Source organism: Gordonia aichiensis (assembly GCF_039946255.1).
GTDB classification, from domain to species: Bacteria; Actinomycetota; Actinomycetes; order Mycobacteriales; family Mycobacteriaceae; genus Gordonia; species Gordonia aichiensis_A.
Window position 1 is genome coordinate 1 of sequence record NZ_JBCDWL010000011.1, and the last position, 25,361, is coordinate 25,361.

Annotated in this window: 22 protein-coding genes and 1 tRNA gene; 21 read left to right on the forward strand and 2 right to left on the reverse strand. The window is 69.4% G+C overall.

The genetic code is table 11. The annotated features are described in order from the left end of the window. Nucleotides 1–483 precede the first annotated feature (483 nt). The 10 genes from AAFO60_RS13560 to xerD all read left to right on the forward strand — a co-directional run bounded on the left by AAFO60_RS13560 (nucleotide 484) and on the right by xerD (nucleotide 11,955). Nucleotides 484–2,268 (forward strand): HAD-IIA family hydrolase, encoded by a 1,785-nt coding sequence (locus AAFO60_RS13560; RefSeq protein ID WP_347956743.1) that lies wholly within the window; start codon nucleotides 484–486, stop codon nucleotides 2,266–2,268. Between the two features lie 12 nt (nucleotides 2,269–2,280). After that, nucleotides 2,281–2,541, forward strand: a complete 261-nt coding sequence (locus AAFO60_RS13565) for a hypothetical protein (RefSeq protein ID WP_347956744.1) — start codon at nucleotides 2,281–2,283, stop codon at nucleotides 2,539–2,541. Nucleotides 2,542–2,604: 63 nt separating this feature from the next. After that, nucleotides 2,605–3,504, forward strand: a complete 900-nt coding sequence (locus AAFO60_RS13570; RefSeq protein WP_347956745.1) for a TlyA family RNA methyltransferase — start codon at nucleotides 2,605–2,607, stop codon at nucleotides 3,502–3,504. A 15-nt stretch (nucleotides 3,505–3,519) separates the two neighbouring features. Further along, a complete protein-coding gene (locus AAFO60_RS13575; protein WP_347956746.1) occupies nucleotides 3,520–4,488 on the forward strand; it encodes an NAD kinase in 969 nt (322 codons plus the stop codon). Nucleotides 4,489–4,495: 7 nt separating this feature from the next. Continuing rightward, nucleotides 4,496–6,238, forward strand: coding sequence for a DNA repair protein RecN (gene recN / locus AAFO60_RS13580; RefSeq protein ID WP_347956747.1), 1,743 nt, complete (start codon nucleotides 4,496–4,498; stop codon nucleotides 6,236–6,238). 85 nt (nucleotides 6,239–6,323) lie between these two features. Beyond that, nucleotides 6,324–7,517: a putative cytokinetic ring protein SteA gene (gene steA / locus AAFO60_RS13585; protein WP_347956748.1), complete on the forward strand. Its 1,194-nt coding sequence runs from the start codon at nucleotides 6,324–6,326 to the stop codon at nucleotides 7,515–7,517. Next, nucleotides 7,514–8,443 carry a copper transporter gene (locus tag AAFO60_RS13590; protein WP_347956749.1) on the forward strand — a complete coding sequence of 310 codons (930 nt, stop codon included), beginning with the start codon at nucleotides 7,514–7,516 and terminating at the stop codon, nucleotides 8,441–8,443. Before steA ends, AAFO60_RS13590 begins: the two co-directional genes overlap by 4 nt. A gap of 152 nt (nucleotides 8,444–8,595) precedes the next feature. Further along, nucleotides 8,596–10,347, forward strand: a complete 1,752-nt coding sequence (locus AAFO60_RS13595) for a CTP synthase (RefSeq protein WP_347956750.1) — start codon at nucleotides 8,596–8,598, stop codon at nucleotides 10,345–10,347. A gap of 43 nt (nucleotides 10,348–10,390) precedes the next feature. Next, nucleotides 10,391–11,017 (forward strand): NUDIX hydrolase, encoded by a 627-nt coding sequence (locus tag AAFO60_RS13600; RefSeq protein WP_347956751.1) that lies wholly within the window; start codon nucleotides 10,391–10,393, stop codon nucleotides 11,015–11,017. An 11-nt stretch (nucleotides 11,018–11,028) separates the two neighbouring features. Then, a complete protein-coding gene (gene xerD, locus AAFO60_RS13605) occupies nucleotides 11,029–11,955 on the forward strand; it encodes a site-specific tyrosine recombinase XerD (protein WP_347956752.1) in 927 nt (308 codons plus the stop codon). Nucleotides 11,956–12,101: 146 nt separating this feature from the next. Here the strand turns inward: xerD and AAFO60_RS13610 are convergent, their stop codons facing one another. Then, a complete protein-coding gene (locus tag AAFO60_RS13610) occupies nucleotides 12,102–12,992 on the reverse strand; it encodes an LLM class flavin-dependent oxidoreductase (RefSeq protein ID WP_347956753.1) in 891 nt (296 codons plus the stop codon). Between the two features lie 170 nt (nucleotides 12,993–13,162). On the opposite strand from AAFO60_RS13610, the gene AAFO60_RS13615 reads away from it, so the two are divergent. From AAFO60_RS13615 to AAFO60_RS13665, 11 genes are all read left to right on the forward strand, one after another. Beyond that, the gene (locus AAFO60_RS13615; RefSeq protein ID WP_347956754.1) at nucleotides 13,163–14,065 is read left to right on the forward strand and encodes a ParA family protein; all 903 of its coding nucleotides are present in this window, start codon (nucleotides 13,163–13,165) and stop codon (nucleotides 14,063–14,065) included. After that, nucleotides 14,062–14,856: a segregation and condensation protein A gene (locus AAFO60_RS13620; protein WP_347956755.1), complete on the forward strand. Its 795-nt coding sequence runs from the start codon at nucleotides 14,062–14,064 to the stop codon at nucleotides 14,854–14,856. Before AAFO60_RS13615 ends, AAFO60_RS13620 begins: the two co-directional genes overlap by 4 nt. 74 nt (nucleotides 14,857–14,930) lie before the next feature. Next, the gene (gene scpB, locus AAFO60_RS13625; protein ID WP_347956867.1) at nucleotides 14,931–15,638 is read left to right on the forward strand and encodes an SMC-Scp complex subunit ScpB; all 708 of its coding nucleotides are present in this window, start codon (nucleotides 14,931–14,933) and stop codon (nucleotides 15,636–15,638) included. Nucleotides 15,639–15,690: 52 nt separating this feature from the next. Continuing rightward, entirely contained in the window at nucleotides 15,691–16,788 is a 1,098-nt protein-coding gene (locus AAFO60_RS13630) for a pseudouridine synthase (protein ID WP_347956756.1), read from the forward strand. Continuing rightward, nucleotides 16,785–17,489 (forward strand): (d)CMP kinase, encoded by a 705-nt coding sequence (gene cmk / locus AAFO60_RS13635; RefSeq protein ID WP_347956757.1) that lies wholly within the window; start codon nucleotides 16,785–16,787, stop codon nucleotides 17,487–17,489. The genes AAFO60_RS13630 and cmk overlap by 4 nt, the downstream gene beginning before the upstream one ends. Beyond that, nucleotides 17,486–18,925 carry a ribosome biogenesis GTPase Der gene (gene der / locus AAFO60_RS13640; RefSeq protein ID WP_347956758.1) on the forward strand — a complete coding sequence of 480 codons (1,440 nt, stop codon included), beginning with the start codon at nucleotides 17,486–17,488 and terminating at the stop codon, nucleotides 18,923–18,925. The genes cmk and der overlap by 4 nt, the downstream gene beginning before the upstream one ends. Before the next feature lie 74 nt (nucleotides 18,926–18,999). Beyond that, entirely contained in the window at nucleotides 19,000–19,263 is a 264-nt protein-coding gene (locus tag AAFO60_RS13645) for a GlsB/YeaQ/YmgE family stress response membrane protein (RefSeq protein ID WP_347956759.1), read from the forward strand. A gap of 70 nt (nucleotides 19,264–19,333) precedes the next feature. Further along, a tRNA-Pro gene (locus tag AAFO60_RS13650) sits at nucleotides 19,334–19,407 on the forward strand. A gap of 362 nt (nucleotides 19,408–19,769) precedes the next feature. Then, the gene (locus tag AAFO60_RS13655; RefSeq protein ID WP_347956760.1) at nucleotides 19,770–21,977 is read left to right on the forward strand and encodes an FUSC family protein; all 2,208 of its coding nucleotides are present in this window, start codon (nucleotides 19,770–19,772) and stop codon (nucleotides 21,975–21,977) included. Nucleotides 21,978–22,193: 216 nt separating this feature from the next. Beyond that, nucleotides 22,194–23,348: an acyl-CoA dehydrogenase family protein gene (locus tag AAFO60_RS13660; RefSeq protein ID WP_347956761.1), complete on the forward strand. Its 1,155-nt coding sequence runs from the start codon at nucleotides 22,194–22,196 to the stop codon at nucleotides 23,346–23,348. Continuing rightward, nucleotides 23,345–24,082, forward strand: a complete 738-nt coding sequence (locus tag AAFO60_RS13665; protein WP_347956762.1) for a GntR family transcriptional regulator — start codon at nucleotides 23,345–23,347, stop codon at nucleotides 24,080–24,082. Before AAFO60_RS13660 ends, AAFO60_RS13665 begins: the two co-directional genes overlap by 4 nt. Before the next feature lie 69 nt (nucleotides 24,083–24,151). Here the strand turns inward: AAFO60_RS13665 and AAFO60_RS13670 are convergent, their stop codons facing one another. Next, nucleotides 24,152–25,186 (reverse strand): NAD-dependent epimerase/dehydratase family protein, encoded by a 1,035-nt coding sequence (locus AAFO60_RS13670; RefSeq protein ID WP_347956763.1) that lies wholly within the window; start codon nucleotides 25,184–25,186, stop codon nucleotides 24,152–24,154. Between the last annotated feature and the right edge of the window lie 175 nt (nucleotides 25,187–25,361).

Genomic DNA, 25,361 nt, shown 5'->3' on the forward strand with positions numbered 1-25,361 from the left:
CACTGCCGAACACATTTTTGTTGAGCCCCCAACCGGGAACGGTTGGGGGCTCAACCCATTTCCGGGCCCGGGGGTCTCGATACGCGGCCTGCGCTTCGCTCGGTCGCTACTCGACCACCCTAAAGGGAGCCGGCTCTGTCACAGGGCCGTGCGTGACGCGGGGTCTCGATACGCGGCCTCGCTGCGCTCGGTCGCTACTCGACCACCCTAAAGGGAGCCGGCTCTGTCACAGGGCCGTGCGTGACGCGCGGTCTCGATACGCGGCCTCGCTGCGCTCGGTCGCTACTCGACCACCCTAAAAGGGAGCCAGGTCGCGGGGTCTCGATACGCGGCCTCGCTCCGCTCGGTCGCTACTCGACCAACCTAAAAGGAGCGCTGTCTTCCCAGGGTGGTCGAGTAGCCCGCGAACGCAGTGAGCGAGCGTATCGAGACCTCAGGGGCGGATTGGTCAAATGCGCAGGTCGGATAATAGATTAGAGGGCTATGAGCAACAACGGTGGTCGGGGTTCGGCCGGCAACAGGAATGGTCGCCGTCGGCCGGCGGAGAGCCGGGATTCTTCGGGGCCGCGGATCGCCGATGACGTGTCGGCGGCAGATCTCGACCCGGAGGTGCGACGCGACCTGCAAGCCCTCGACAAGCAGACCGCCGACCGCGTCGCCCGGCATCTGGTGATGGCCTCCATCCTTCTCGAAGAGGATCCCGAACAGGCGCTCGAACACGCCCGAGCCGCCCGCGCGCGCGCCGCACGCGTCGCCGTCGTCCGGGAGACCGCCGGAATCGTCGCCTACTCGGTGGGCGAATGGCAGGAGGCGATCTCCGAACTGCGGGCCGCGCGCCGGATGAGTGGGAACGACGCGCTGCTGCCGTTGATCGCCGACAGCGAGCGGGGCCTCGGCCAGCCGCAACGGGCAGTCGACATCGCCGACAGCGACGAGGGACGGGCGCTGACCGGCGAAGCCGGAACGGAACTGAGCATGGTCAAGGCCGGTGCACTCATCGACCTCGGTGACCCGGAAGCAGCCGTGCAGACCCTGGCGCGCGAAGATCTGCGTCCCGGACAGGTCGGGACCGAGGCGGCCCGATTGTTCTATGCGTACGCCTCCGCGCTGGAGGCGGCCGGTCGCGGCGCAGAATCTGTTACCTGGTTCCAGAACGCCGCAGCCGCCGATATCGACGACGAGACGGACGCCGAGTTCCGACTGATGGAACTGCTGGAAGGCGGGGAGGGTGTCGGCGGCCAGATGCCGACCGACTCGGATCCGGACGCTCGACTGTCCGACCTCTACGACGTCCTCCTGGTCGATCTCGACGGCACCCTCTACACCGGCGCGGAAGTCCTCGAGAACGCGCGCGAAGCCGTCGCTGCCGCCGACGGGCGCGTCCTGTACGTCACCAACAACGCCAGTCGCAGCCCAGCGCAGGTCTGCGAACATCTGGCCTCCCTCGGCTTCGAGGCATCGCCGGACCAGGTCGTCACCAGTGCACAGGCGGGCGCGGACCTGGCCGCGCAGGAACTCGAAGACGGTTCCGCGGTGCTCGTGATCGGGTCGCAGGCTCTGCGCGACGAGGTCGGCTCCCGGGGACTGCGCGTCGTCGAATCGGCAGACGACGGCCCGGCTGCCGTCATCCACGGTCATTCCCCCGATACCGGGTGGGCACAGCTTTCGGAGGGCGCACTGGCCATTCGGCACGGCGCCGCCTACTACGCGACCAATGTCGACACGACTCTGCCGACCGAACGCGGACTCCTGGTGGGCAACGGTTCGATGGTCGCCGCGGTCGTCTCAGCGACCGGGACCCAGCCTGTCGTGGCGGGCAAGCCGGGGGCGACCATCATGCGCGGCGCGCTCGCTCGCACCGCGGGCAAGCGCCCGCTCATGATCGGCGACCGCCTCGACACCGACATCGAAGGTGCGAACGCCGTCGGCATCGACAGCCTGCTGGTCTTGACCGGCGTCTCGGGCGGTCCGGAACTGCTGGCCGCGCCGCCCGCCCAGCGGCCCACCTACGTGTCCGCCGATCTCGGAGCGCTGGGCGGTCCTGCCTCGGCGGTGCGGATCGGGCCGCACCAGGCCTGGCGGATCGAGATCAATCGTGAGCATGTCGAAGTGTCGGCCCGCGGCGACGGGACGGCCGCATCGTTGGCCGCGGCACTCGCGCATGCGGTGTGGACCGCCGACGTCGGCGCGTTCGAGCTGCGCATCGCAGCCGAGGACGATGCTTCGGCACAGGCCTTGGCCGAGTTGGGGTTGAGCGCGCTGCGCTAGCCTGGACGGGCTATGAGTGAATCGACATCGCCACGTTCGGGGCCGTCGCCGGCGTCCCTGGCCGCGGAGGCGGCGGCACGGGCTGCGGGGCCCGGTGATCCGGCCCGGCATCCGGGTGTCGTCGCCGCCGCGGAACTTCTCGATGAGGCCGACATGGTTCGGTCGTCCGCGGACGACGACCTCGACCTCGGCGCGCTGTCGCGGCAGGCGGAACTGCTCACCAAGGCTCACGACCACCTGGCCGCGGCGCTGGAAGACGCCGGCCGCGGATGACGCGGTCCGCGTCACCGTCGCATCGGCCGGCTCGGAGGCGATCACACGACGAAGGAGACGCTGATGGCAGCGCGCGCACGACTTGACGCCGAACTGGTCCGACGGGGGCTCGCACGATCACGCGAACAGGCGCGGGAGATGGTCGATGCCGGCCACGTCAAGGTCAACGGCTCACCCGCGAGCAAAGCCGCGACCAACGTCGCCAAGGACACCCCGATCGTGGTCACCGAACCGGACACCGACCACTGGGCCTCGCGAGGGGCCCACAAGCTGCTCGGCGCCCTGGCCGCCTTCGAACCGCTCGGCGTCTCGGTCGACGGCAAACGCTGCCTGGACGCGGGAGCGTCGACCGGGGGATTCACCGACGTCCTGCTCCGCCGAGGCGCCCGTGAAGTCGAAGCGGTCGACGTCGGGTACGGCCAACTCGTGTGGAAACTGCAGACCGATGACCGCGTCCACGTGCACGATCGAACAAACGTGCGCAATCTCACCGCGGAGATGATCGGCGGCGAGGTCGAGCTGATCGTGGGCGACCTCTCGTTCATCTCACTCAAACTCGTCCTGCCCGCGTTGGCCGCCTGTCTGCGGCCCGGCGGCGACGCGCTGCCGATGGTGAAACCGCAGTTCGAGGTGGGAAAGTCCCGGGTGGGCGCGGGCGGTGTCGTCCGCGATCCACACCTGCGGGCCGAGGCAGTCGAAGAGGTCGCGGCGACCGCCGCAGCGCTCGGACTGACGACACGGGCGGTCGTCGCCAGTCCGCTGCCGGGGCCGTCGGGGAACGTCGAATTCTTCCTCTGGCTGCACAAGCGTGCCGATTCGCCGGTGCCCGACGAGCGACTGTCGGTGGGCGAGGATACCGTTGACGCGGACGCCGGGACAGCCCCGGCAGGATGGGCGGACGATGCCGAGCGCGCACGCGTCCGCGCCTTGATCGACCAGGCCGTCGCCGACGGACCGCAGTAGGGAAGGGGGACGACGATGGCCGCATCCGGGAACGGAGACGACAGCCGCCGGACATTCCTGGTGGTCGCGCACACGGGTCGCGACGAGGTGACCTCGACACTGCTGACGATCGCCCGCCGCTGCGGCGAAGCGGGCATCGCACTGCGCGTCGTCGACCACGACACCCGTCGGCCCGCGCCGCCCTTCGTTCAGACCCATCCGGTCGATCCGGCGATGCTGCGAGACGCCGGCGCCGATGTCGAGGTGACGCACGCCGACTCCGCGTCGGCCCAGGGCTGCGAACTGGTGCTCGTTCTCGGCGGCGACGGCACCTTCCTGCGGGCGGCCGAACTGGCCTACCCCGCGGGTGTTCCGTTGATGGGGATCAACCTCGGGCACATCGGTTTCCTCGCCGAAGCCGAAGCCCACCGGATCGACGAGGTCCTCGACCGACTGATCGGCGGCGAGTACCGGGTGGTCGACCGCATGGTGCTCGACGTGTCCGTCATCGACCCGGGAAGCGATCGGCCGCGGGCACGTGACTGGGTGCTCAACGAGGTGGTGATTCAGAACTCGTCGCACAACGGTGTGCTCGAGCTTGTGATGGAGGTGGACGGCCGTCCGGTCGCGGCCTTCGGCGCCGACGGACTGCTGGTCGCCACCCCGACCGGATCGACGGCCTACGCGTTCTCTGCCGGCGGGCCGGTCATGTGGCCCGACCTCGAAGCGATCCTGGTGGTGCCGAGCAATGCGCACGCGCTGTTCGCGCGCCCGATGGTCACCAGCCCGCGGTCGCGGGTCGCCGTCGAGGTGCATCGGGAGGGCCGCGACGGCGTCGCACTGTGCGACGGTCGCCGCATCATCGACGTCCCCGCCGGGTCCCGCGTCGAGGTGGTCCGTGCGCAGCGGTCGCTGCGCTGGGTCCGCATCGACTCCGAACCCTTTGCCGACCGGCTCGTCACCAAGTTCTCGCTGCCGGTCACCGGCTGGCGCGGAAGGAGCTGAGCCGACGGTGCTCGAGGAACTCTCCATCCGCAGCCTCGGCGTCCTGGAATCGGCCAGCGCCCAGTTCCACCCCGGGTTCACCGTGCTGACCGGTGAGACCGGTGCGGGCAAGACGATGATCGTCACCAGTCTCCGGCTGCTGTCGGGGGCCCGAGCCGACGCCGGGCGGGTGCGGACCGGCGACGCCAAGGCGGTCGTCGAAGGTCGGTTCCGGCTTCCCGCGGACCGGGCCGCGGTCGCCGAACTGCTGGAAGACAGCGGCGCCGACCTGGACGACGACGACACCCTGATCGCCGCCCGGACGGTGAACGCCGACGGGCGTTCTCGCGCCCACCTGGGCGGCCGGTCGGTTCCGGTCGGCACGCTCGCGCAACTCACCGGGGAACTGTTGGCCATCCACGGCCAGAACGACCAGCTCCGCCTGATCCGGCCCGACCAGCAGCGCAATGCCCTCGACCGGTTCGCGGGCTCCGCAGCCGCGACGACGCTGAAGAAGTACCGCGCCGCCCGAGCCGAATGGGTGGCCCTGCTCGACGAACTCGACCGACGCCGTGCCGACTCGCGCGAGATCGCCCAGGAGGCCGACCGACTCAGGTTCGGGATCGGCGAGATCGACGCGGTCGGACCGAACCCCGGCGAAGACGCCGATCTGATCGCGACGATTCGCCGCATGACCGACCTCGAGGAGATCCGCTCGACGGCGGCCACCGCGCACGACATCGTCGCCGGCATCGACGGGAGCTCGGTGGTCGACGGACTCGGCACCGTCCGCTCCCTGCTGGAGACGGCCTCCGACGAGGCGCTGCGCGAGCTGTATCCGCGCGTCGCGGAGGCGCTGACCGTCGTCACCGATCTCGGGGCCGAACTCACCGCCTACCTCGGCGGCCTCCCCGAGGACGCCGGCGACCTCGGCGCCCTGCTCACCCGTCAGGCCGAACTCAAGACGCTGACGCGAAAGTACGCCGCCGACATCGACGGCGTGCTCGCCTGGCGCGACGAGGCGGCCGCGCGGCTGGCCCAGATCGACGACCCCGAAGGGGCGATCGACGAACTGGAGGCGAAGGCCGACGGCGCCCGGGCCCGGGTCGCCGAACTGGCGGGCAAGCTCCATCAACAGCGTGCCCGCGCGGCGAAGAGCCTGGCGACCAAGGTGTCGGCAGAGCTGACGGGCCTGGCGATGGGCGGCAGCCAACTCGCTGTCGAGGTGTCGCTGCTGAACGCAGACGACGATCGCCTCGCCGTCGAGATCGGCGGCCGGTCGGCGCACGCCGGCGGCGACGGCGCCGACCGCGTCGAATTCGGTCTGGTGTCACACCGGGGCGCGGCACCCCTGCCGATCGCGAAGTCGGCGTCCGGCGGTGAGCTCTCTCGCGTCATGCTGGCACTGGAAGTGGTTCTGGCAGAGCCCGATTCGGGTGGCGTGATGGTCTTCGACGAGGTCGATGCGGGTGTCGGCGGTGCGGCCGCGGTGCAGATCGGGGCGCGGCTGGCGCGGCTGGCGCGGCGCCACCAGGTGATCGTCGTGACGCACCTGCCGCAGGTCGCGGCCTTCGCCGACAATCACCTGGTCATCGGGAAGTCCGGCGGCGGCAGCAAGGGGCGCCAGACCTCGACGCTGACCACGCTCGGCCGCGACGAGCGGATCGCCGAACTGGCCCGGATGCTCGCCGGCCTCGGCGACTCGGAGACCGGTAAGGCGCACGCGGAGGAACTGCTGACGACGGCCGAGAGCGCTCGCGCCGAGGACTGATCGACGCCGCCGACATCCGGAAAAGTCGGGCGTGGTACGGCGCGCCTCCGTGTGACTGGTGATTCTGAAGGTCACTATGGGACACATGAGGATGCCAGCTCTGCTCTCGCGGAAGACCGAAGAACTCCCCGGACTCACCGGCATCGCCCGGATCGACAAGAACGTCAAACGACTCGTCGGCCGGGTCGACCACGGTGCGATCGTGATCCTCGACCAGGTCGACCTCGACCGGGTGACCGCGGACGCGCTCGTCGAGGCGGAGGTCGCCGCGGTCGTCAACGTCGCCGAATCGATCACCGGCCGCTATCCCAACCTCGGTCCCGAGGTCCTCGCCGCCTCCGGCATTCCGCTGCTCGACAACGTCGGCGCGGAGGTCTTCTCGCGAGTCAAGGACGGCACCAGGGTCCGGCTGCACGAGGGCAAGCTGTACATCGGCGAGCGCGTCGTCGCGCGCGGACAGGAACTCGGCGAACGCGAGATCGCCGATCTGATGCTCGACGCCAAGACCGGTCTGGTCGATCATCTCGAGGCGTTCTCGGGGAACACGATCGAGTTCATTCGCAGTGAGTCGCCGTTGCTGATCGACGGCGTCGGTGTGCCGAAGGTCGACACCTCGTTCGAAGGACGACACGTTGTCATCGTCGCCGAGGGGTCCGATCGCGCCGCCGACCTGAAGTCGCTCAAGCCGTTCATCAAGGAGTATCAGCCGATTCTCGTCGGTGTCGGAGCGGGTGCCGACACCCTGATGAAGGCCGGTTACCGGCCTGCGCTCATCGTCGGCGATCCCGACGACATCAAGACCGAGACGCTCAAGTGCGGTGCCGCGGTGGTCCTGCCCGCCGATCCCGACGGGCACGCACCCGGGTTGGAGCGCATTCAGGACCTGGGCATCGGCGCCACCACGTTCCCGGCGGCCGGAACCGCAGGCGATCTGGCGCTGCTGCTGGCCGACTTCCACGGCGCCGCCCTCATCGTGACCGCGGGCTTCAGCGGCTCCCTCAACGACTTCTTCGACCGCGACCTGCGCGAACAGATCCCGTCGCGGTTCCTGACGCGGCTGAAGGTCGGCGCCAAGATGGTCGATGCGAAGGCCGTCGCGACCCTGTACCGCAGCCGGGTCAGCGGCACCATGATGGCGATGCTCATCGTCGCCGCGCTCATCGCCATCATCGCGGCCGTGGTGATCGCGCAGGGCGGGGGCACCGTGGCCGTCGACTGGGTCGTCGACCAGTGGCATGCCCTGACCGCCTGGGTCAGCAGTATGTGGAACACCAAATGATCTCTCTGCGTCAGCATGCCGTCTCGCTGATCGCAGTCTTCCTCGCTCTGACGCTGGGGCTGTTCCTGGGTTCGGGCTTCATCGGCGACCGGATGAACGCGCTGACCGGGACCGATCGCGACAAGATCGGCAACCTGCAGGACGAACGCGATGCGCTCAGCACGCGAGTCGGGAACGACGACGCCTTCATCAAGGCGGTGTCCGGGCGGCTGACCGATCGCGTTCTGGTCGGGCGAACCGTCCTGGTGATCACCACCCCCGACGCCGCCGACACCGACGTCGAAGCGCTCAAGGGGCTGATCAACGACGCGGGCGGGACGGTCTCCGGGCAGATGGCGATGACGACCGCGCTGGTCCGTGACGAACAGGCCGCCAAGCTGAGGACCGTCGTCGACCAGGCGATCCCGACCGGTGCCCAACTGCGCGCCGAGTACACCGACTCCGGATCGCGCCTCGGCGATCTGTTGGGCGTGACCCTGCTGATGCGACAGGGCGGGAAACCGGCCTCGGACGGGGACCGCAGCACCGCGCTGCAGGCCCTGCGGGAAGGCGGGTTCCTCGACTTCGCCGCCGGCTCGGTCAAGCCCGCAGACCTGGTGCTGGTGGTCACCGGGGGACAGATGGCCGCGGACTCGGGTGCCCAAGGCCAGTTCGTGGGCCGGTTCGCTGCCGCGATGTCCGCGCGCGGCACCGGCGGAGCGCTCGTGGGCCGCGCAGGCTCGGCCGACGGCGGCTCGCCGATCGGCGTGGTGCGCTCGGACCCGTCGTTGAACAATGCGGTCAGCACCGTCGACGACGTGGACCAGCAGATCGGCCGGCTCACCACCGTGCTGGCTCTCGGTGAGGAGAGCGCCGGCCGGACCGGCGCCTACGGCACCGGGCCGGGTGCCACGGTCATCACAGTCGGGGCCGTTCCCGAGAAGTGATCACTCGTCGGGCGTGCCGAACTGGCGGTTCCAGACACGCCGACGCGTGATGTTCGGTGCCGTGTGCCGCGACGGCGCCGATTGCTGTTAGGCTGAAGTCCCGTAGGTATTCAGGATTCGCATCAGGCTTGAGTCGCCCGACGGGAGAAAAATTGCGATCATTGCGTGACCAGCGCGCCGGAGCAAAGCACATCTTCGTGACCGGCGGTGTCGCCTCGTCACTAGGCAAGGGTCTGACGGCGTCCAGCCTCGGACAGCTCCTCACCGCCCGCGGCATGCGGGTGACCATGCAGAAGGTCGACCCGTACCTCAACGTCGACCCGGGCACCATGAACCCGTTCCAGCACGGCGAGGTCTTCGTGACCGAGGACGGCGCCGAGACGGACCTCGACATCGGGCACTATGAGCGTTTCCTGGACCGGAATCTGTCCGGTTCGGCCAACGTCACGACCGGCCAGGTGTATTCGACGGTGATCGCCAAGGAGCGTCGCGGCGAGTACCTGGGCGACACGGTCCAGGTGATCCCGCACATCACCGACGAACTCAAGTCGCGGATGATGGCGATGCACGACCCCGACGAGGACGGTGAAGAGCCCGACGTCGTCATCACCGAGATCGGCGGCACCGTCGGCGACATCGAGTCGCAGCCCTTCATCGAGGCCGCGCGCCAGATCCGCCACGACCTCGGGCGCGGCAACGTCTTCTTCCTCCACGTCTCGCTGGTGCCGTACCTGGCGCCGTCGGGCGAGCTCAAGACCAAGCCGACCCAGCATTCGGTCGCCGCGCTGCGAAGCATCGGCATCCAGCCCGACGCGCTGATCCTGCGCTGCGACCGTCCGGTGCCGGAGGCGCTCAAGAAGAAGATCGCGCTCATGTGCGACGTCGACATCGACGGTTGCATCTCGACTCCCGACGCGCCGTCGATCTACGACATCCCCAAGGTCCTGCACTCCGAGCAGCTCGACGCGTACGTCGTCCGCCAGCTCGGGCTGCCCTTCCGCGATGTCGACTGGACCGTCTGGGGCGATCTGCTCGACCGCGTGCACTCCCCGCGGGAGACCGTCCGCGTGGCGCTGGTCGGCAAGTACATCGACCTTCCCGACGCCTACCTGTCGGTGACCGAGGCCATCCGAGCCGGCGGCTTCGCCCACCGCACCCGCACCGAGATCTCGTGGGTGCCGTCCGACGACTGCGAGACGCACGAGGGCGCGCACGCGGCGCTGCGCGACGTCGACGCCGTCCTGGTCCCGGGAGGCTTCGGCATCCGCGGGATCGAGGGCAAGCTCGGCGCCATCAAGTACGCGCGAGAGAACGGCATCCCGCTGCTCGGGCTGTGTCTGGGACTGCAGTGCGTGGTGATCGAGGCCGCACGCCAGGCCGGACTCGCCGACGCGAGCTCCACCGAGTTCGATCCGGACACCCCGTCCCCGGTGATCGCGACGATGGCCGACCAGGAGGCCGCCGTCGCCGGCGACGCCGACCTGGGCGGCACCATGCGCCTGGGCGCGTACCCGGCGACGCTGCTCCCGGGCTCGCAGGTCGCGCGCTCATACGGGGCCACCGAGGTCAGCGAACGGCATCGCCACCGGTTCGAGGTCAACAACGCCTACCGCGACAAGATCGCCGAATCCGGGCTGGTCTTCTCGGGCACCTCGCCGGACGGGAAGCTCGTCGAGTTCGTCGAGTACCCGAAGGACGTGCACCCGTTCTTCGTCGCCACACAGGCGCATCCGGAGCTCAAGAGCCGGCCGACGCGACCGCATCCGCTGTTCAAGTCGTTCATCGAGGCCGCGCTCAAGTACAAGACCGCGGTGCGGTTGCCGGTCGAGCTGGAGGGCTACGACGCCACCGATCTGGACGCCACCGACCTGGACGGCGACGCACTGCTCGACGGCGCCCAGTAGCGCGATGGATGCATGAGGGGGCGGCGATGAGGGGATGGCGGCGATGACGGGACCGGGCTCGCACGAGTTCGCCACCGTCTCCTCGCGCACCGAGTATGCGGGCGCGATCCTGGCGCTGCGCGTCGACGAGGTGACGATGCCGGGCGGGCGCACCGCGCGGCGCGAGGTGGTGGAGCACCACGGCGCGGTCGCGGTCGTCGCCCGGGACGACGACGGACGCATCGCGATGGTCCGCCAGTATCGGCATCCGCTCGGCCGACGGCTGCTGGAGTTGCCGGCCGGACTGCTCGACGGCGGCCCCGACGAGGATCCGCTGACCGCGGCGCAGCGAGAGCTGGCCGAGGAGGCGGATCTGGCGGCCGACCGGTGGCAGACCCTCGTCGATCTCGCCGTGTCGCCGGGCTTCACCGACGAGGCCCTGCGGGTGTACCTCGCCGAAGGGCTCCACCACCTCGACGCGGCGCCGCGCCACGACGAGGAGGCCGACCTCGTCGTCGAATGGATTCCGCTGGCCGAGGCCGTCGCACTGGCGCTGTCGGGACAGATCGTGAACGCCACGGCAGCGGCCGGCGTGCTCGCGCTCGCGGCCGCGGACGCGACCGGCACCGCTCTGCGCGGGACCGACGCCGCGTGGCCCGATCAGCCGACCGCGTTCGCGGCCCGCAGGTAGGGCCCGCAGCGATGGCCGCCGCGACAGTCGACAGTGCGATCTCCCGGTATCTGGACCACCTCGTCGTCGAACGGGGCTCGGCTGTCAACACCGTCGCGTCGTATCGCCGCGATCTGGCGCGATACCGGACGTTTCTGGCCGAGCGTGGCATCGACGAGATGGCGGGCGTCCAGGAGAACGACGTCCGCGACTTCCTGGTGGCCCTGCGCCGGGGTGATCCCGACCGCGGGGTCCCCGGGCTGGCGGACTCGTCGGTCGCGCGGACCCTCGTCGCGGCCCGCGGCTTTCACAAGTTCTGTGCCGCGGAGGGCCTCACCCCGACCGACGTCGCGCATTCGGTGCGGCCGCCGAAAGCCGCACGCAGGCTGCCGAAGTCGCTGCCGGTGGCCGACGTGCTGGCCATCCTCGACGCCGCGGGTGCCGGAACGGGCCCGCGCAGCCTGCGCGACGCCGCACTGGTGGAGCTGCTCTACAGCTGCGGGGCCCGGATCTCCGAGGTCACCTCACTCGACATCGACGACCTCGACCTGGAGCACCGTGCGGTGATCCTGCGCGGCAAGGGCGGCAAGGAGCGGCTGGTCCCCGTCGGCGGCCCGGCGATCGCCGCGATCGAGGCCTATCTGGTCCGCGGCCGTCCCGCCCTCGTCAAGAAGGCGACGCCCGCGGTCTTTCTCAACGCGCGAGGCGGCCGATTGTCGCGCCAGAGCGCGTGGCAGGTCCTCGTCGACGCCGCCGAGCGTGCGGGCGTCGACAAGGAGGTTTCGCCGCACACGCTGCGGCACAGCTTCGCCACCCACCTGCTCGACGGCGGCGCCGACGTCCGCGTCGTCCAGGAACTGCTCGGGCACTCGTCGGTCACGACCACCCAGGTCTACACGCTGGTGACGGTCAACACCATGCGCGAGGTGTACGCGACCGCGCACCCGCGGGCCCGGTAACCGCACCACTTCCCGCGGTATCGCACCGTTTCCGTTCTGCGCACCCGGTCGCGACCGAGTGCGCAGAACGAAAGTGGTGCGACACGGACGAAAGTGGTGCGACACGGACGAAAGCGGTGCGACACGGACGAAAGCGGTGCGAGACGTCAGCCCCGAGCGACCAGGTCCCGCGTCGCCGGCGCCACCCGGGTCCCGATGGTCTCGATCTCGTCGGCGTCGTCGGTGGCGAAGATGAAGCCGTTGATCCGGTAGTCGCGGGCCAGCGTCGCCAGATCGTGCGCCCAGGACTCCGGCGGTCCGGCCAGCAGGCCGGAGCGTGCGTCGGCGAAGGTCCCGCCGAGGTTCAGATTCCGGCGGATGCGCGCGGGGTCGCGGCCGACGCGGCGGGCCGCCTCGTCGATCGTCGCGTTCATCGCGGTCAGGTCGGACGGACCGTTCTTCAGGTAGCTGAGCGAGGGGACCCAGCCGTCGCACAGGCGACCCACCAGCTCGAGCATCCGCGGTCCGTACGCGCCGACGGTGATGCCGATGGGATGGGCGGGAGCGGGGCCGCGCTTGGCGCCGTCGATCGGATAGAAGTCGCCCGGCAGATGCACGCCGCCGCGTTCGGAGGTATCCCACAGGGCTCGCATCACCGTGACGGCCTCCTCGAGCGCGCGCCTGCTTTCCCCAGGGGTGCGGCGGGGTCCGCCCATCGCCGCGATCGCATCGACGAAACCGCCTGCGCCGAGAGCGATCTCGCAACGACCCCCGGACAGGAGGTCCAGACTGGCCGCGGCGCGGGCCAACATCGCCGGAGGTCTCAAGGGCAGGTTGAGGACGTTGCCGGACAGGACGACGCGTTCGGTGCGCGCGGCGATGAAGCTCAACAGCGTCCACGTGTCGAGGAAGGCCGGCTGGTACGGATGATCCTGGATCGTCACCATGTCCAGACCCGCGTCCTCGGCGATCAAGGCCAGGTCGACTGCCTGTTGCGGTGACGAACTCGACGGTGTCAGAAAGACTCCGAACTGAAGATCTGAGGCTGACGTCGGCATGGAAACCCCCTCGAAACGATGCGCTGGACCGGTCTGCGCCCTCCGCAGTCTACGAGGAAAACCGACGTCCGGGGCCGTCTGCGGAGCGCCTGACGTGCCGGTGACGACCGACCCACTAGGATCGGGGAGACCGAACTTCAGGTGCACGACCGGGGAGGAGCATCAAACAGGTGAGTGCATCCCAACCCCGTCCCACAGCAGCGCAGGGCGAACTCGACGTGCCCGCCGAGAAGCTCGGACCGACCGGCCGACCGTATCGGGACATCCCGGACCCGGCCCCGCGCGACAAGCACGGACCGGCCGTCATCATCGCGATGTGCAATCAGAAGGGCGGGGTCGGAAAGACCACGTCGACGATCAACCTCGGTGCCGCCCTCGCCGAGAACGGCCGACGCGTGCTGCTGGTGGACCTCGACCCCCAGGGCGCCCTGTCGGCGGGGCTCGGCGTCGCCCATCACGAGCTGGATCAGACGGTGCACAACCTGCTGGTCCCGCCGTACGCGTCGACCGACGACGTCCTGATCCGCACCCGCGTCGACGGCCTCGACCTGCTGCCGTCGAACATCGACCTGTCGGCGGCCGAGATCCAACTCGTCACCGAGGTCGGCCGCGAACAGGCGCTGGCGCGCGCGCTGCACCCGGTCGCCGACCGCTACGACTACATCCTCATCGACTGCCAGCCGTCGCTGGGCCTGCTGACGGTGAACGCGCTCGCCTGCGCCGACAACGTGGTGATTCCGATGGAGTGCGAGTACTTCAGCCTGCGCGGCCTCGCGCTGCTGACCGACACCATCGAGAAGGTGCGCGACCGGTTGAACCCGCGGCTGGAACTCGGCGGGATCCTCGTCACGATGTTCGATCAGCGCACGCTGCACTCGCGCGAGGTGATGTCGCGGGTGGTCGAGGTCTTCGGCGACGCGGTCTACGACACGGTGATCAACCGGACGGTGCGGTTCCCCGAGACCTCGGTCGCCGGCGAGCCGATCACGTCGTGGGCCCCGAAGTCGACCGGCGCCCTCGCCTACCGGAATGTGGCGCGCGAGGTGATCGCGCGCAACGAGAGCGATGCGTGACTGCTCCCGGCAAGTTCGAAGTCAAGCTGACCAACTTCTCCGGTCCGTTCGACCTGCTGCTGAATCTGATCAGCCAGCATCGCCTCGATGTGACCGAGGTGGCGCTGCACGTGGTGACCGACGACTTCATCGCCTACACCAAGAGCCTCGGTCCGGACTCCGATCTGGAGCAGACCACTGAGTTCCTGGTGATCGCTGCGACGCTTCTGGACTTGAAGGCGGCTCGGTTGCTGCCGTCCGGTGAGGTCGAGGATCCCGAGGATCTGGCGTTGCTCGAGGCGCGCGACCTGCTGTTCGCCCGACTGCTGCAGTACCGCGCGTACAAGCAGGTCGCCGTCCTGTTCGGAGAACTGGAAGCGGCAGCGCTGCAACGCTATCCGCGCGCGGTCTCGTTGGAGGAGAGGTTCGCCGGTCTGCTGCCCGAGGTCGATCTCGGCGTCACCGTCGAACGGTTCGCGGAGGTCGCTGCCGCGGCCTTCCTCCCCAAGCCGAAGCCCGAGGTCGGGCTCGACCATCTGCATGCGTCCCCGGTCTCGGTGCCCGAGCAGGCCAAGCGTCTGACCGAACTGCTCACCGCGGCACCCGGGCAGTGGCTGACGTTCGGCCGTCTCGTCGCCGAATGCGAGAACGGGCTGGAGGTGGTGGCGCGGTTCCTGGCGTTGCTGGAGCTGTACCGCGAACGCGCCGTGCTGTTCGAGCAACCCGAGGCGCTCGGTGAGCTGAAGGTCAGGTGGACCGGAGACCGCGAGGCGGCGGAGATCGACATCGAGAAGTCGGAGGACTACGGATGACCGAGCAGACGACGCCGGACCCGGCGGAATCGGACCAGGCGGAATCGGACCAGGCTGCGATGGACCGGGCCGAGATGGACCAGGCCGCCCCCGACGACGGCGTCCTCCTCGACGGCGATTCTCCCGACGGCGACTTTCTCGACGACGACGAGCTCAAAGCCGCCCTGGAGGCGGTGCTGCTGGTCGTGGACACGCCCGCGACGGCGGCGGAGCTCGCGAACGCGGTCGGACAGGAACCCGCACGCGTGCGCCGGACGCTGCGCGGCATGAGCGCCGAACTGACGGCGGCCGGCAGCGGAATCGATCTGCGGTTCGCCGGCGACGGCTGGCGCTTCTACACCCGCTCCGACTACGCACCGTACGTCGAACGCCTGCTCCATGACGGGACGCGCAACAAGCTGACCCGCGCGGCCCTGGAGACCCTCGCCGTCGTCGCCTACCGGCAGCCCGTCACCCGCTCGCGAGTCAGCGCCATCCGCGGCGTCAACGTTGACGGCGTCGTCCGAACGCTGCTCGCGCGCGGCCTCATCAGCGAGGCCGGCGCCGATCCCGCCACCAACGGCACCCTGTACGTGACCACCGAACTCTTCCTCGAACGGCTGGGCCTGGCCTCGCTCGGGGAGCTGCCCGACATCGCGCCGCTCCTGCCCGGCGTCGACGTGATCGAGGACCTCGGCGAGGAGTTGCTCGACGATCCGCGATTCGCCAAACTGGGCGGTGGCCGGGCACAATCGAATGTCGACGTTTCGGCACAGGTGCTCGCGGAAGCCGACGAGGCCTGACGCCGAGCCGAGCGTCGAGTCTAAGAAACCAATACAGCGCAAGGAATTCTCCATGGCATCCGCTAGCCGAGACGGCACACCGGGACGACGGGAGAGCGGCAAGGGCCGCTCCTCGAACCATCAGCCCTCACGGGGGAACAATCAGCCCTCACGGGGCGACCAGCAGTCGCGCGGCGGCAAGTCCGCAGCAGGCAAGGGCTCAGCAGGCAAGAACGCCGCGGGCGGCCGCAAGGGCGCTCCGGCAGGCAAGCGCGCGACCGGCCGCGGCGCCCCCGGACAGCACGCCCCGACCCGCAAACCGCACCGCAAGGGCAGCTCGCGCGTCGACGTCGCGTCGGGCAAGATCCGCCTCAACAACTCCAAGCCGGCCCGCCACCAGATCGCCGAGGTCGACGGCGACGGCGCCACGTACGTCGCCGACGGAATGCGTCTGCAGAAGGTCCTCGCGGCCGCAGGCGTCGCCTCGCGGCGCGGCGCCGAAGAGCTCATCGCGGCCGGCCGCGTCGAGGTCGACGGCGCGGTGGTCCACGAGCAGGGCCTGCGCATCGATCCCGACACCGCGATCATCAAGGTCGACGGCGCCCGCGTGGTGATCGACGAGACGAAGCAGTACCTGGCGCTCAACAAGCCGCGCGGCTGGCACTCCACCATGAGCGACGATCAGGGCCGCCCGTGCATCGGCGACCTGGTCGCCGAGCGGGTGATGGCCGGGCAGCGTCTGTTCCACGTCGGACGCCTCGACGCCGACACCGAGGGACTGCTGCTGCTCACCAACGACGGCGAGCTGGCCCACCGCCTGATGCATCCGTCGTTCGAGGTCCCCAAGACCTACCTCGCGACCGTTCGCGGCGAGGTGAACCGCGGCCTGGGACGGGAACTGCGTCAGGGCGTCGAACTCGAGGACGGGCCCGTCGCCGTCGACTCGTTCGCGCTCCTCGAGGTCCACCAGGGCGAGTCCCTGCTGCGGCTGACCCTGCACGAGGGCCGCAAGCGCGTGGTCCGCCGACTGCTGGCCGAGGTCGGCTTCCCGGTGATCCGCCTGGTCCGCACCGACATCGGGCCGATCGCGCTCGGCAAGCAGCGTCCCGGCAGCATGCGGGTGCTCGACAACAAGGAGATCGGCGCGCTGTACAAGGCGGTGGGGATGTGACGGCGAATACCGGGGCCGGCCGCGAGCCGGTGAAGGTCGTTGCGATCGACGGACCCGCCGGGACCGGCAAGTCGACGGTCGCCGGCCGTCTGGCAGCCGACATCGGCGCGCACATGCTCGACACCGGCGCCATGTACCGCGCGGCGACGCTCGCCGTCCTGCGGGCCGGCGCCGCACCCGACGGCGAGTCGGTCGGCGACATCGTCGAGGCCGCCGACATCCGCCTCACCGAACGCGACGGCGACACCGCGGTGTTCCTCGACGGCGACGACGTGACCCGCGAGATCCGCACCGACGAGGTCACCGCGGCGGTGTCGGCGGTGTCGGCGAACCCGCAGGTGCGTGCCAAGCTGGTCGACCTGCAACGCAGGCACGCCGACGGTGCCTTCCTGGTGGTCGAGGGCCGCGACATCGGCACCGTCGTCTTCCCGGACGCGGCGCTGAAGGTCTTCCTCACCGCGACGCCGGAGGCGCGCGCCGAACGCCGCCACCGCCAGAATCTGGCGGCCGGGCGCGAGAGCATTCTCGCCGAGGTCCTCGACAGCGTGAACCGCCGCGACCACCTCGACTCAACCCGGACCGTCTCCCCGCTGCGCGCCGCCGACGACGCGGTGCTGGTGGACACCAGCGACATGACACTCGAGCAAGTGATCGACCGGCTCACCGAGCTGGTCGCCGAACGGATCGGAGTCCGACCGTGACCGAAGACATCTCAACCGAATTCGCCGACCCCAACCTCGCGGGCGACGGCACCTGGTCCGACGAGGGCGACTGGGACCTGTCCGACTTCGTCACCGCCGACGCCGACGGCGGCGCCGCAGCGCTGCCCGTCGTCGCGATCGTCGGCCGCCCCAACGTGGGCAAGTCGACCCTGGTGAACCGGATCCTCGGTCGGCGCGAGGCCGTCGTCGAAGACGTTCCCGGCGTCACCCGCGACCGCGTCTCGTACAAGGCCGAGTGGACCGGACGGCAGTTCATGGTCACCGACACCGGCGGCTGGGAACCGGACGCCAAGGGCATGGGACTGGCCATCGCGGCCCAGGCCGAGTACGCGATGCGCACGGCCGACGCGATCGTCGTCGTCGTCGATGCGACGGTCGGTGCGACCGCCACCGATGAGGCCGTCGCGCGCGTGCTGCGACGGTCCAAGACGCCGGTGCTGCTGGCCGCCAACAAGGTCGACTCCGAGCGGATGGAATCGGAGGCCGCCGCACTGTGGTCGCTGGGCCTGGGGGAGCCGCACGCGATCTCCGCCGCGCACGGTCGCAGCACCGGCGATCTGCTCGACCGCATCCTCGAAGTGCTGCCCGAGACGCCGCGGGAACGGTTCGCCGTCGGCGGGCCGCGCCGGGTCGCGCTCGTCGGCAAGCCCAACGTCGGCAAGAGCTCGCTGCTGAACAAGCTGGCGGGCGAGGAGCGCGCCGTCGTCGACAACGTCGCGGGCACCACCGTCGACCCCGTCGACGAGATGATCGAGCTGGGCGGCAAGCCGTGGCAGTTCGTCGACACCGCCGGTCTGCGCCGCAAGGTCCGCAACGCGACCGGGCACGAGTACTACGCCTCGCTGCGCACCCGGGCCGCGCTCGACTCCGCCGAGGTCGCACTGCTCCTGATCGACGCCAGCCAGCACATCACCGAGCAGGACCTGCGGGTGCTGTCGATGATCATCGACAGCGGTCGTGCGCTCGTCGTCGTGTTCAACAAGTGGGACCTCGTCGACGAGGACCGCCGCTACGAGCTCGACAACGAGATCGACCGCGAGCTGTCGCGGGTGCCGTGGGCGCGCCGGGTCAACATCTCGGCGATGACCGGCCGCAGCGTCCAGAAGTTGGTGCCCGCGCTCGAAGGCGCACTCGAGTCCTGGGACAAGCGCGTCTCCACCGGCCCGCTCAACACCTGGCTGAAGGAGATCATCGCGGCCACCCCGCCGCCGGTGCGCGGCGGTCGTCAGCCCAAGGTCATGTTCGCCACGCAGGCCGCCACCCGGCCGCCGACCTTCGTCTTGTTCACCACCGGGTTCCTGGAGGCGGGCTACCGCCGCTTCCTGGAGCGCAAGCTGCGTGAGCGCTTCGGTTTCGACGGCTCGCCGGTCCGGATCAACGTCCGGGTGCGGGACAAGCGCGAACGCAAGCACTGACATCCTCACGACACGGGCGAACCCGGCACCCCTGAGCGGGTGCCGGGTTCGTTCGTCATGTGATACTTCTCGACATGTTGATCATCGGAATCATCCTCTGGGGCATGCTCATCGGTGCCGCCGCGCAGCTCATCCTCGGAACCGGTCGCAAAGGCCTCAACTGGGGCATGGCGCTCGCCTCGGGCCTGCTCGGCTCGTTCGTGGGCGGACTGCTCATCAGTCTGATCGCCGGCGACGGCGTCGAGTTCCGCCCCAGCGGCATCATCGGCTCTCTCGTCGGTGCGCTCATCGTCTCGGCGATCTGGATCGCCGTCGACCGCAAGCGAGCCGAAAACTAGCCTTACGCAGGCGATTAGCAGTCTCGGCGTCGGGTGAGTTAAAGTAAACTCGCTCCGCACGACGGGGCAACGGGCTGTGGCGCAGCTTGGTAGCGCACTTGACTGGGGGTCAAGTGGTCGCAGGTTCAAATCCTGTCAGCCCGACAATCGATATGACGGTGTCTCTTCCTGACTCGGGAAGAGGCACCGTCATTTCTTCGTTCCAGATTCGCTGATGGCTATGGGGAGTAGCTCAGAGTCAGGGTGCACACGCGGCCGCCGGCTGAATCCCGATCGGGCCCGTCGGCAAGTGTGACGGTGAAGGTGTGCTTCTCGGTGAGGTCGATTGCTTCAGGCCGACTGATCTCACGGACTGAAGGCGAATCGTCCCTGACAGACGATTCGGCGATAGCGGACAGGAATCGGCCGGCGCGGTACGGTCATCGTGTCGTCTCCATGCCCGAAATGAGCCCATTCGGGTGTGTCGCCGGATCGAAGGGAACGCTGCGTTGGGAACTCGAAGACCGGTGGGGACGGCCACCCGCGCCGCGATTGTGGTGACCGCGGTCGCCGTCCTCATGAACACGGTCATCGACCTCGGTTCCAGCGGGTTCTATGCCACCTTCGGCGTGTTCATCCTGCTGGTGCTCTCCGATTTCGGCGGTCCGTTGACGACCCGGTTCTACGCCTACGCGGCGACCGGAGCGGTGGGACTGGTGCTGATCGTGGTGGGCGCCGTGGCAGCCATGAGCCTGGCGGCCACCATCGCGGTCACCGTCGCCGTCGTCTTCGCACTGAGTTATGCGGTGGTCCTGCGTGGACACGTCAGCGCCGCATACCTGTCACTGCTGCTGCCGTACATCGTCGCGGTGACGACACCGCAGACGATGAGCACGCTTCCGGCGAGCCTCGCCGCGTACGCCGGTGGCGCACTGACGGCGGCGATCACCGCGGTCGCACTGTGGCCGAGTCGTCCCGTCTCGCAGATCCGGCAGGCGGCCGGCCGCGCAGTGACGGCTGCGGCCCGCGTCCTCGACGCTCGGCGGGAGCGGAGCGGGGCGGTCGATGAGGCCGATGCCGATGACATGCAGGGGCTGATCGGCGCCTACCGGGACCTGCACGCGGTGTACGACGGCAAGCTCAAACGGCCGGGGCATGCGACCGCGCAGGACCGCAGCCTGGTCCGACTGGTCGACGATGTGGGGCGTCTGCGATACGCCTTGGATCGAGACGGCGGCGAGCACGAGCCGATGACGACCGCCGATGCGCACCTGCTGCAGGCGACGACAGCGGCACTGGACGCGTGCGGCACGGCGATCAGCGCGAACGAACCGCTCGCCGGATCGGTCGTCGATGAGCTGTACGACGCTCGCGAACGGCATATGGATGCGCTTCCGAGGACTGCGGACCGGCTGATGGCCGAAGGCCGAACCGGTGACCTCGTGAGCGCCGCACATGCCGGGTTCCATGTCCGGATCCTCTCCTCACTCGCCGCCATGGTCGTACGGCACACATCCTCGGTTCTGCCCGGGCACGGCTCGGCGGCGCACCGGCGAGGCACCGCGGATCCACTCGCCGATGAGATCGAGAGGATCGACTCCGCCTCGGCGCCGTTGGATCTCTTGCGGGCGAACGCCACCATCGACTCCCCGTGGTTTCGGCGCGCACTGCAGCTCGCGGTGGCCGCGACGATCGCGGTCACCGTGATCTACGCGCTGCACCTGTCGACGGGGTTCTGGGTGATCCTCGGTGTCGTCTCGGCGCTGCAGCTCAGCGCCATCCACTCCCGCAGGTCTGCCCTCCAGGTCGCTGTCGGAACGGTCAGCGGATTCCTCGTCTGCGCGATCCTCGTCCGCTTCGTCGGGAGCGATACGGCGTTGCTCATCAGTCTCCTGCCGGTGGTGGCGTTCGTGACGGTCTGGTATCCGAGCGGGCGATTCGAGGTTCCGCTCAAGCAGGCCGGGTTCACCGTCTGGTTCGTGATGCTGGTGTCCCTGTCCCAGCACGGGATGTCGATGCGCATCGACGACGTCCGCATCGTCGACGTCGGCGTCGGACTCGCCACCAGTCTGCTCATCACGACGTTCCTCTGGCCGCGCGGCGTCGCCGCACGAGTCCAGCAAGTCCTCGAATCGTCCGTCCGCTCCACCGCGCACTACGTCGCCGCTGCGTACACCTATGTGTCGTCGGCGATGACCGCCGACGACGCGGCCGAGATCGACAGAGCCGCCCGTGCCGCGGCCGAGGGTCGGACCCGAGCAGTCGAGGCCTACGATGTGGCCCTCAGCCAGGGCGGGGACATCGGCCGGGGTGCCGGCGACTGGGCGACCGTGAACAATGCGGTCGACCATGCGTTCATCGTCGGGACCATGGTGCGCGGCCTGCATTCGTACGGGCTGGCACCGTTGCCGAATGCGGATGTCGCGGCGGAGCTGACGCGGTCCGCGCGACAGTCCGCGGAAGCGTTCGCGGCGATGATCGCCGGCAGCGACGGCTCCCTCGGTGGCCCCGCACCGACCGGTAGGCGAGCAGAGCACTCGGAATCGATCCGACTCGCCGTCGACAGTTGGGCCGGACAGGCAGACGCGGTGACCTTCACCATTGCGCCGGAGGTCTTCAGCATGTCACCGGGCCGGGCCGGCGTGTCCCTGCTGTGGGCGCAGGACTGGCTGCGGTACTTCCAATGGATGGCGGCGCACTCGAGCCCGGAGGGGTCGGTGACCGTCTCGGAGTGACGGTCGTGATGGACGGGAGGGTGCGTGTCGGTATCGCACCATCTCTGTTCTTCGCACTCGGTCGCGACCAGGTGCGCAGAACGAAAGCGGTGCGAATGCAACGGAACTGGTGCGATGACGGGCGCGGTGACGGAAGTGCGCGGTCGTTGACAGGGGACCGGCGGCGCTGCAATATGGCCGTACAAATGTTCCTGTTGTACGACCAAAGGGCGGCCTGTGGGCAACTGTCTGACCGATGAAGAGAACCTGCTGGTGCAGACGATCCGGCGGTTCGTCGACCGGGAGGTCAAGCCGAGCGTGCGCGAGGTCGAGCACGCGAACGAGTACCCCGAACGCTGGATCGAGCAGATGAAGCAACTCGGCGTCTTCGGTCTCGCGGTGCCCGAGGAGTACGGTGGCGTGCCGGTCTCGATGCCCTGCTACGTGCAGGTGACCGAAGAGCTGGCCCGCGGCTGGATGAGCCTGGCCGGCGCGATGGGCGGGCACACGGTGGTGGCGAAGCTGCTGACCGCGTTCGGCACCGACGCGCAGAAGGCGCAGTACCTGCCGAGGATGGCGACCGGCGAGATCCGGGCGACGATGGCGCTCACCGAACCGGGCGGCGGGTCCGACCTGCAGGCGCTCACCACCACGGCCCGGCGCGACGGCGACGACCTGGTGATCACCGGAGCCAAGACGTGGATCACCAACGCCCGCCGATCCGGCCTCATCGCGCTGCTGTGCAAGACCGACCCCGCCGCCACGCCGCGGCACGCCGGCATCTCGATCGTCCTGGTGGAGCACGGCCCGGGTCTCACCGTCTCCCGAGACCTGCCGAAACTCGGCTACAAGGGCGTCGAGAGCTGTGAGCTGTCCTTCGACGGCTACCGGGCACCGGCCTCGGCCGTCCTCGGCGGCGATCCGGGCAAGGGCTTCGCCCAGATGATGAAGGGTCTCGAAGTCGGGCGCATCCAAGTGGCCTCCCGTGCCCTCGGGGTGGCGGCCGCGGCCCTGGAGGACGCCCTCGCCTACGCCCAGCAGCGCGAGTCGTTCGGCAAGCCGATCTGGAAGCACCAGGCGGTGGGCGGTCATCTCGCGGACATGGCGACGAAGCTGACCGCGGCGCGGCAGCTGACCCGACATGCGGCGCAGCGGTACGACAGCGGGGACCGCTGCGACATGGAGGCGGGCATGGCGAAGCTGTTCGCCTCGGAGGCCGCGATGGAGATCGCCCTCGACGCGGTCCGCATCCACGGCGGGTACGGCTACTCCACCGAGTACGACGTGGAGCGCTACTTCCGGGACGCGCCCCTGATGATCGTCGGCGAGGGAACCAACGAGATCCAGCGCAACGTCATCGCCGGGCAACTGGTGGCCCGGGGCGGGTTGTGACCGAGCCGACCCTTCCCGCCTACCGGGCGGTGGCCGGCAGCCTGCGCGAGGCGGTCATGGCCGGTCGGTACCGCGACGGACGGAGACTGCCGACCGAGGCCGAACTGGCCGCCGAGCACGCGGTGAGCAGGCAGACGGTGCGGCGCGCCTTCCACGATCTGGTGGCCGAGGGGATTGTCTACCGGGTTCCGGGCCGCGGCACCTTCGCGGTCGAGGAACCGAAACGCTATCTGCGCCAGCTGGGTTCGATCGATGATCTGATGAATCTGGCGGCCGACACCACGATGGAGGTCATCGAGCCGCTGCGACGTCGGATCGACATCGACGTGGCCGGCCGGCTGCGGCAGGAGAGCGACGTCGTCCACACCGTCGTGTTCCGCCGACTGCACGACGGGGTGCCCTTCGTCCACACCGTGGTGCATCTGCCCGAGCACATCGCCCGACTGCTGTCCGACGCGGCCGAGGTGAGAGCCGGTGCGACGAGCTCGGCCACGATCATCGGACTGCTGGAACCGAGATCGTCGAGCCCGATCGTGGAGGCGGCCCAGTCGATCACGGCGGTCTCCGCCGCCGCGGAGACCGCTGCGGCATTGGGCTGCGATGAAGGGCACGCGATGCTGCGGACCGACCGGCTGTACTCCGACGAGAGCGGGCGGGCGGTGGAACTGGCGGTCAGCCACTTCCGTCCCGAGCACTACACCTACCGGGTCACCCTGCGACGGGCGGGCCGATGACGCAGTCGTCGTGACCGGCCGAGGCGGCCGGTCACGACGACTGTGGGAGGGAGCGTGTGGAATCGGGGGTCAGACGGCGGTCGTGGCACCCACCGGCTCGTAGTGCCTGCCGGACGTCGGTGCGGCGGAGCCGCACTGCTTGGAGTCGGCGAGGAAGGCGACCAGATCGGCGAGGGTGTCGTCGGACGAGCGCGGGGCATAGCCGAGCTCTTCGCGGGCCTTGGTGATGTCGACGGTCGGCTGAGCGACCAGCGCGGCGATCGAGGCGCGCGAGACCAGATCCGAGCCGAGCATGTTGCTGATCGGCTCGGCGATCGGGACGACCAGCTTGATCACGCTCAACGGGACGGCGAACAGTGGACGGAAGCGCCCGCAGAGGCCGGCGACGGTGCGCATCGCGTCGATCAGACGCACCTGCGAACCGCCGAGCAGGTAGTTCTCGCCGGTACGACCGTGCTCACCGGCCAGGATCAGCCCGCGCGCGACGTCGCGGACGTCGACCAGGTCGAAGTTGCCCTCGACGAACAGCGGCACCTTGCCCTGGGCGGCGTCGCGCAGCATGCCGTTGATCCGGGACAGGCCGTGGTCGACAGGGCCGTAGACGCCGGTCGGATTGCAGATGACGGCGTCGAGGCCGTCGGCGATCACCTTGCGCAACTCCTGCTCGCCGGCCCACTTCGAGCGGTCGTAGACCGGGATCGCCGGGTCCTCCGAGCGACGTGAGGTCTCGTCGACGATCCCGTTGTCGGCGTACTGGTCGAAGGAGTGGATGGAGCTGCAGTGCACGAACCGGCGCACGCCGGCGTCCAGTGCGGCGCGCGCGACGCCGGCCACGCCCTCGGTGTTGACCCGCCAGGCCACCTCGTCCTGCTGCTTGAGGGTGATCATCGCGACCAGGTGGTAGACGGTGTCGACGTCGGCGAACGCGGCGACCATCGCGTCGTGGTCGAAGATGTCGGCGGCGGTCCACGTCACCTGCGGGCTCGTGCTGCCGTGCGCGGGGGAGACCCGGTCGATGGCGACGACGTCGTGACCGTCTGCGACGAGCTGATTGACGAGATTGGTACCGACGAAGCCGGCTGCCCCGGTGACCGCGACCTTCATGTGGATCCTCAAAGTTCGGTGACGCTCCGGCCCTGGTGGGCGGGAGGGAAACTAGAACACGTTCTAGCTGTGTGTGGAGGCTAACACGAGAGACCGATGCAGCGACAGCCCACTTCGTCGCGTTCGTCACGGATACGGCGGGCGAGGTCGTGCGCCGACTGCATGACGCGCCGGC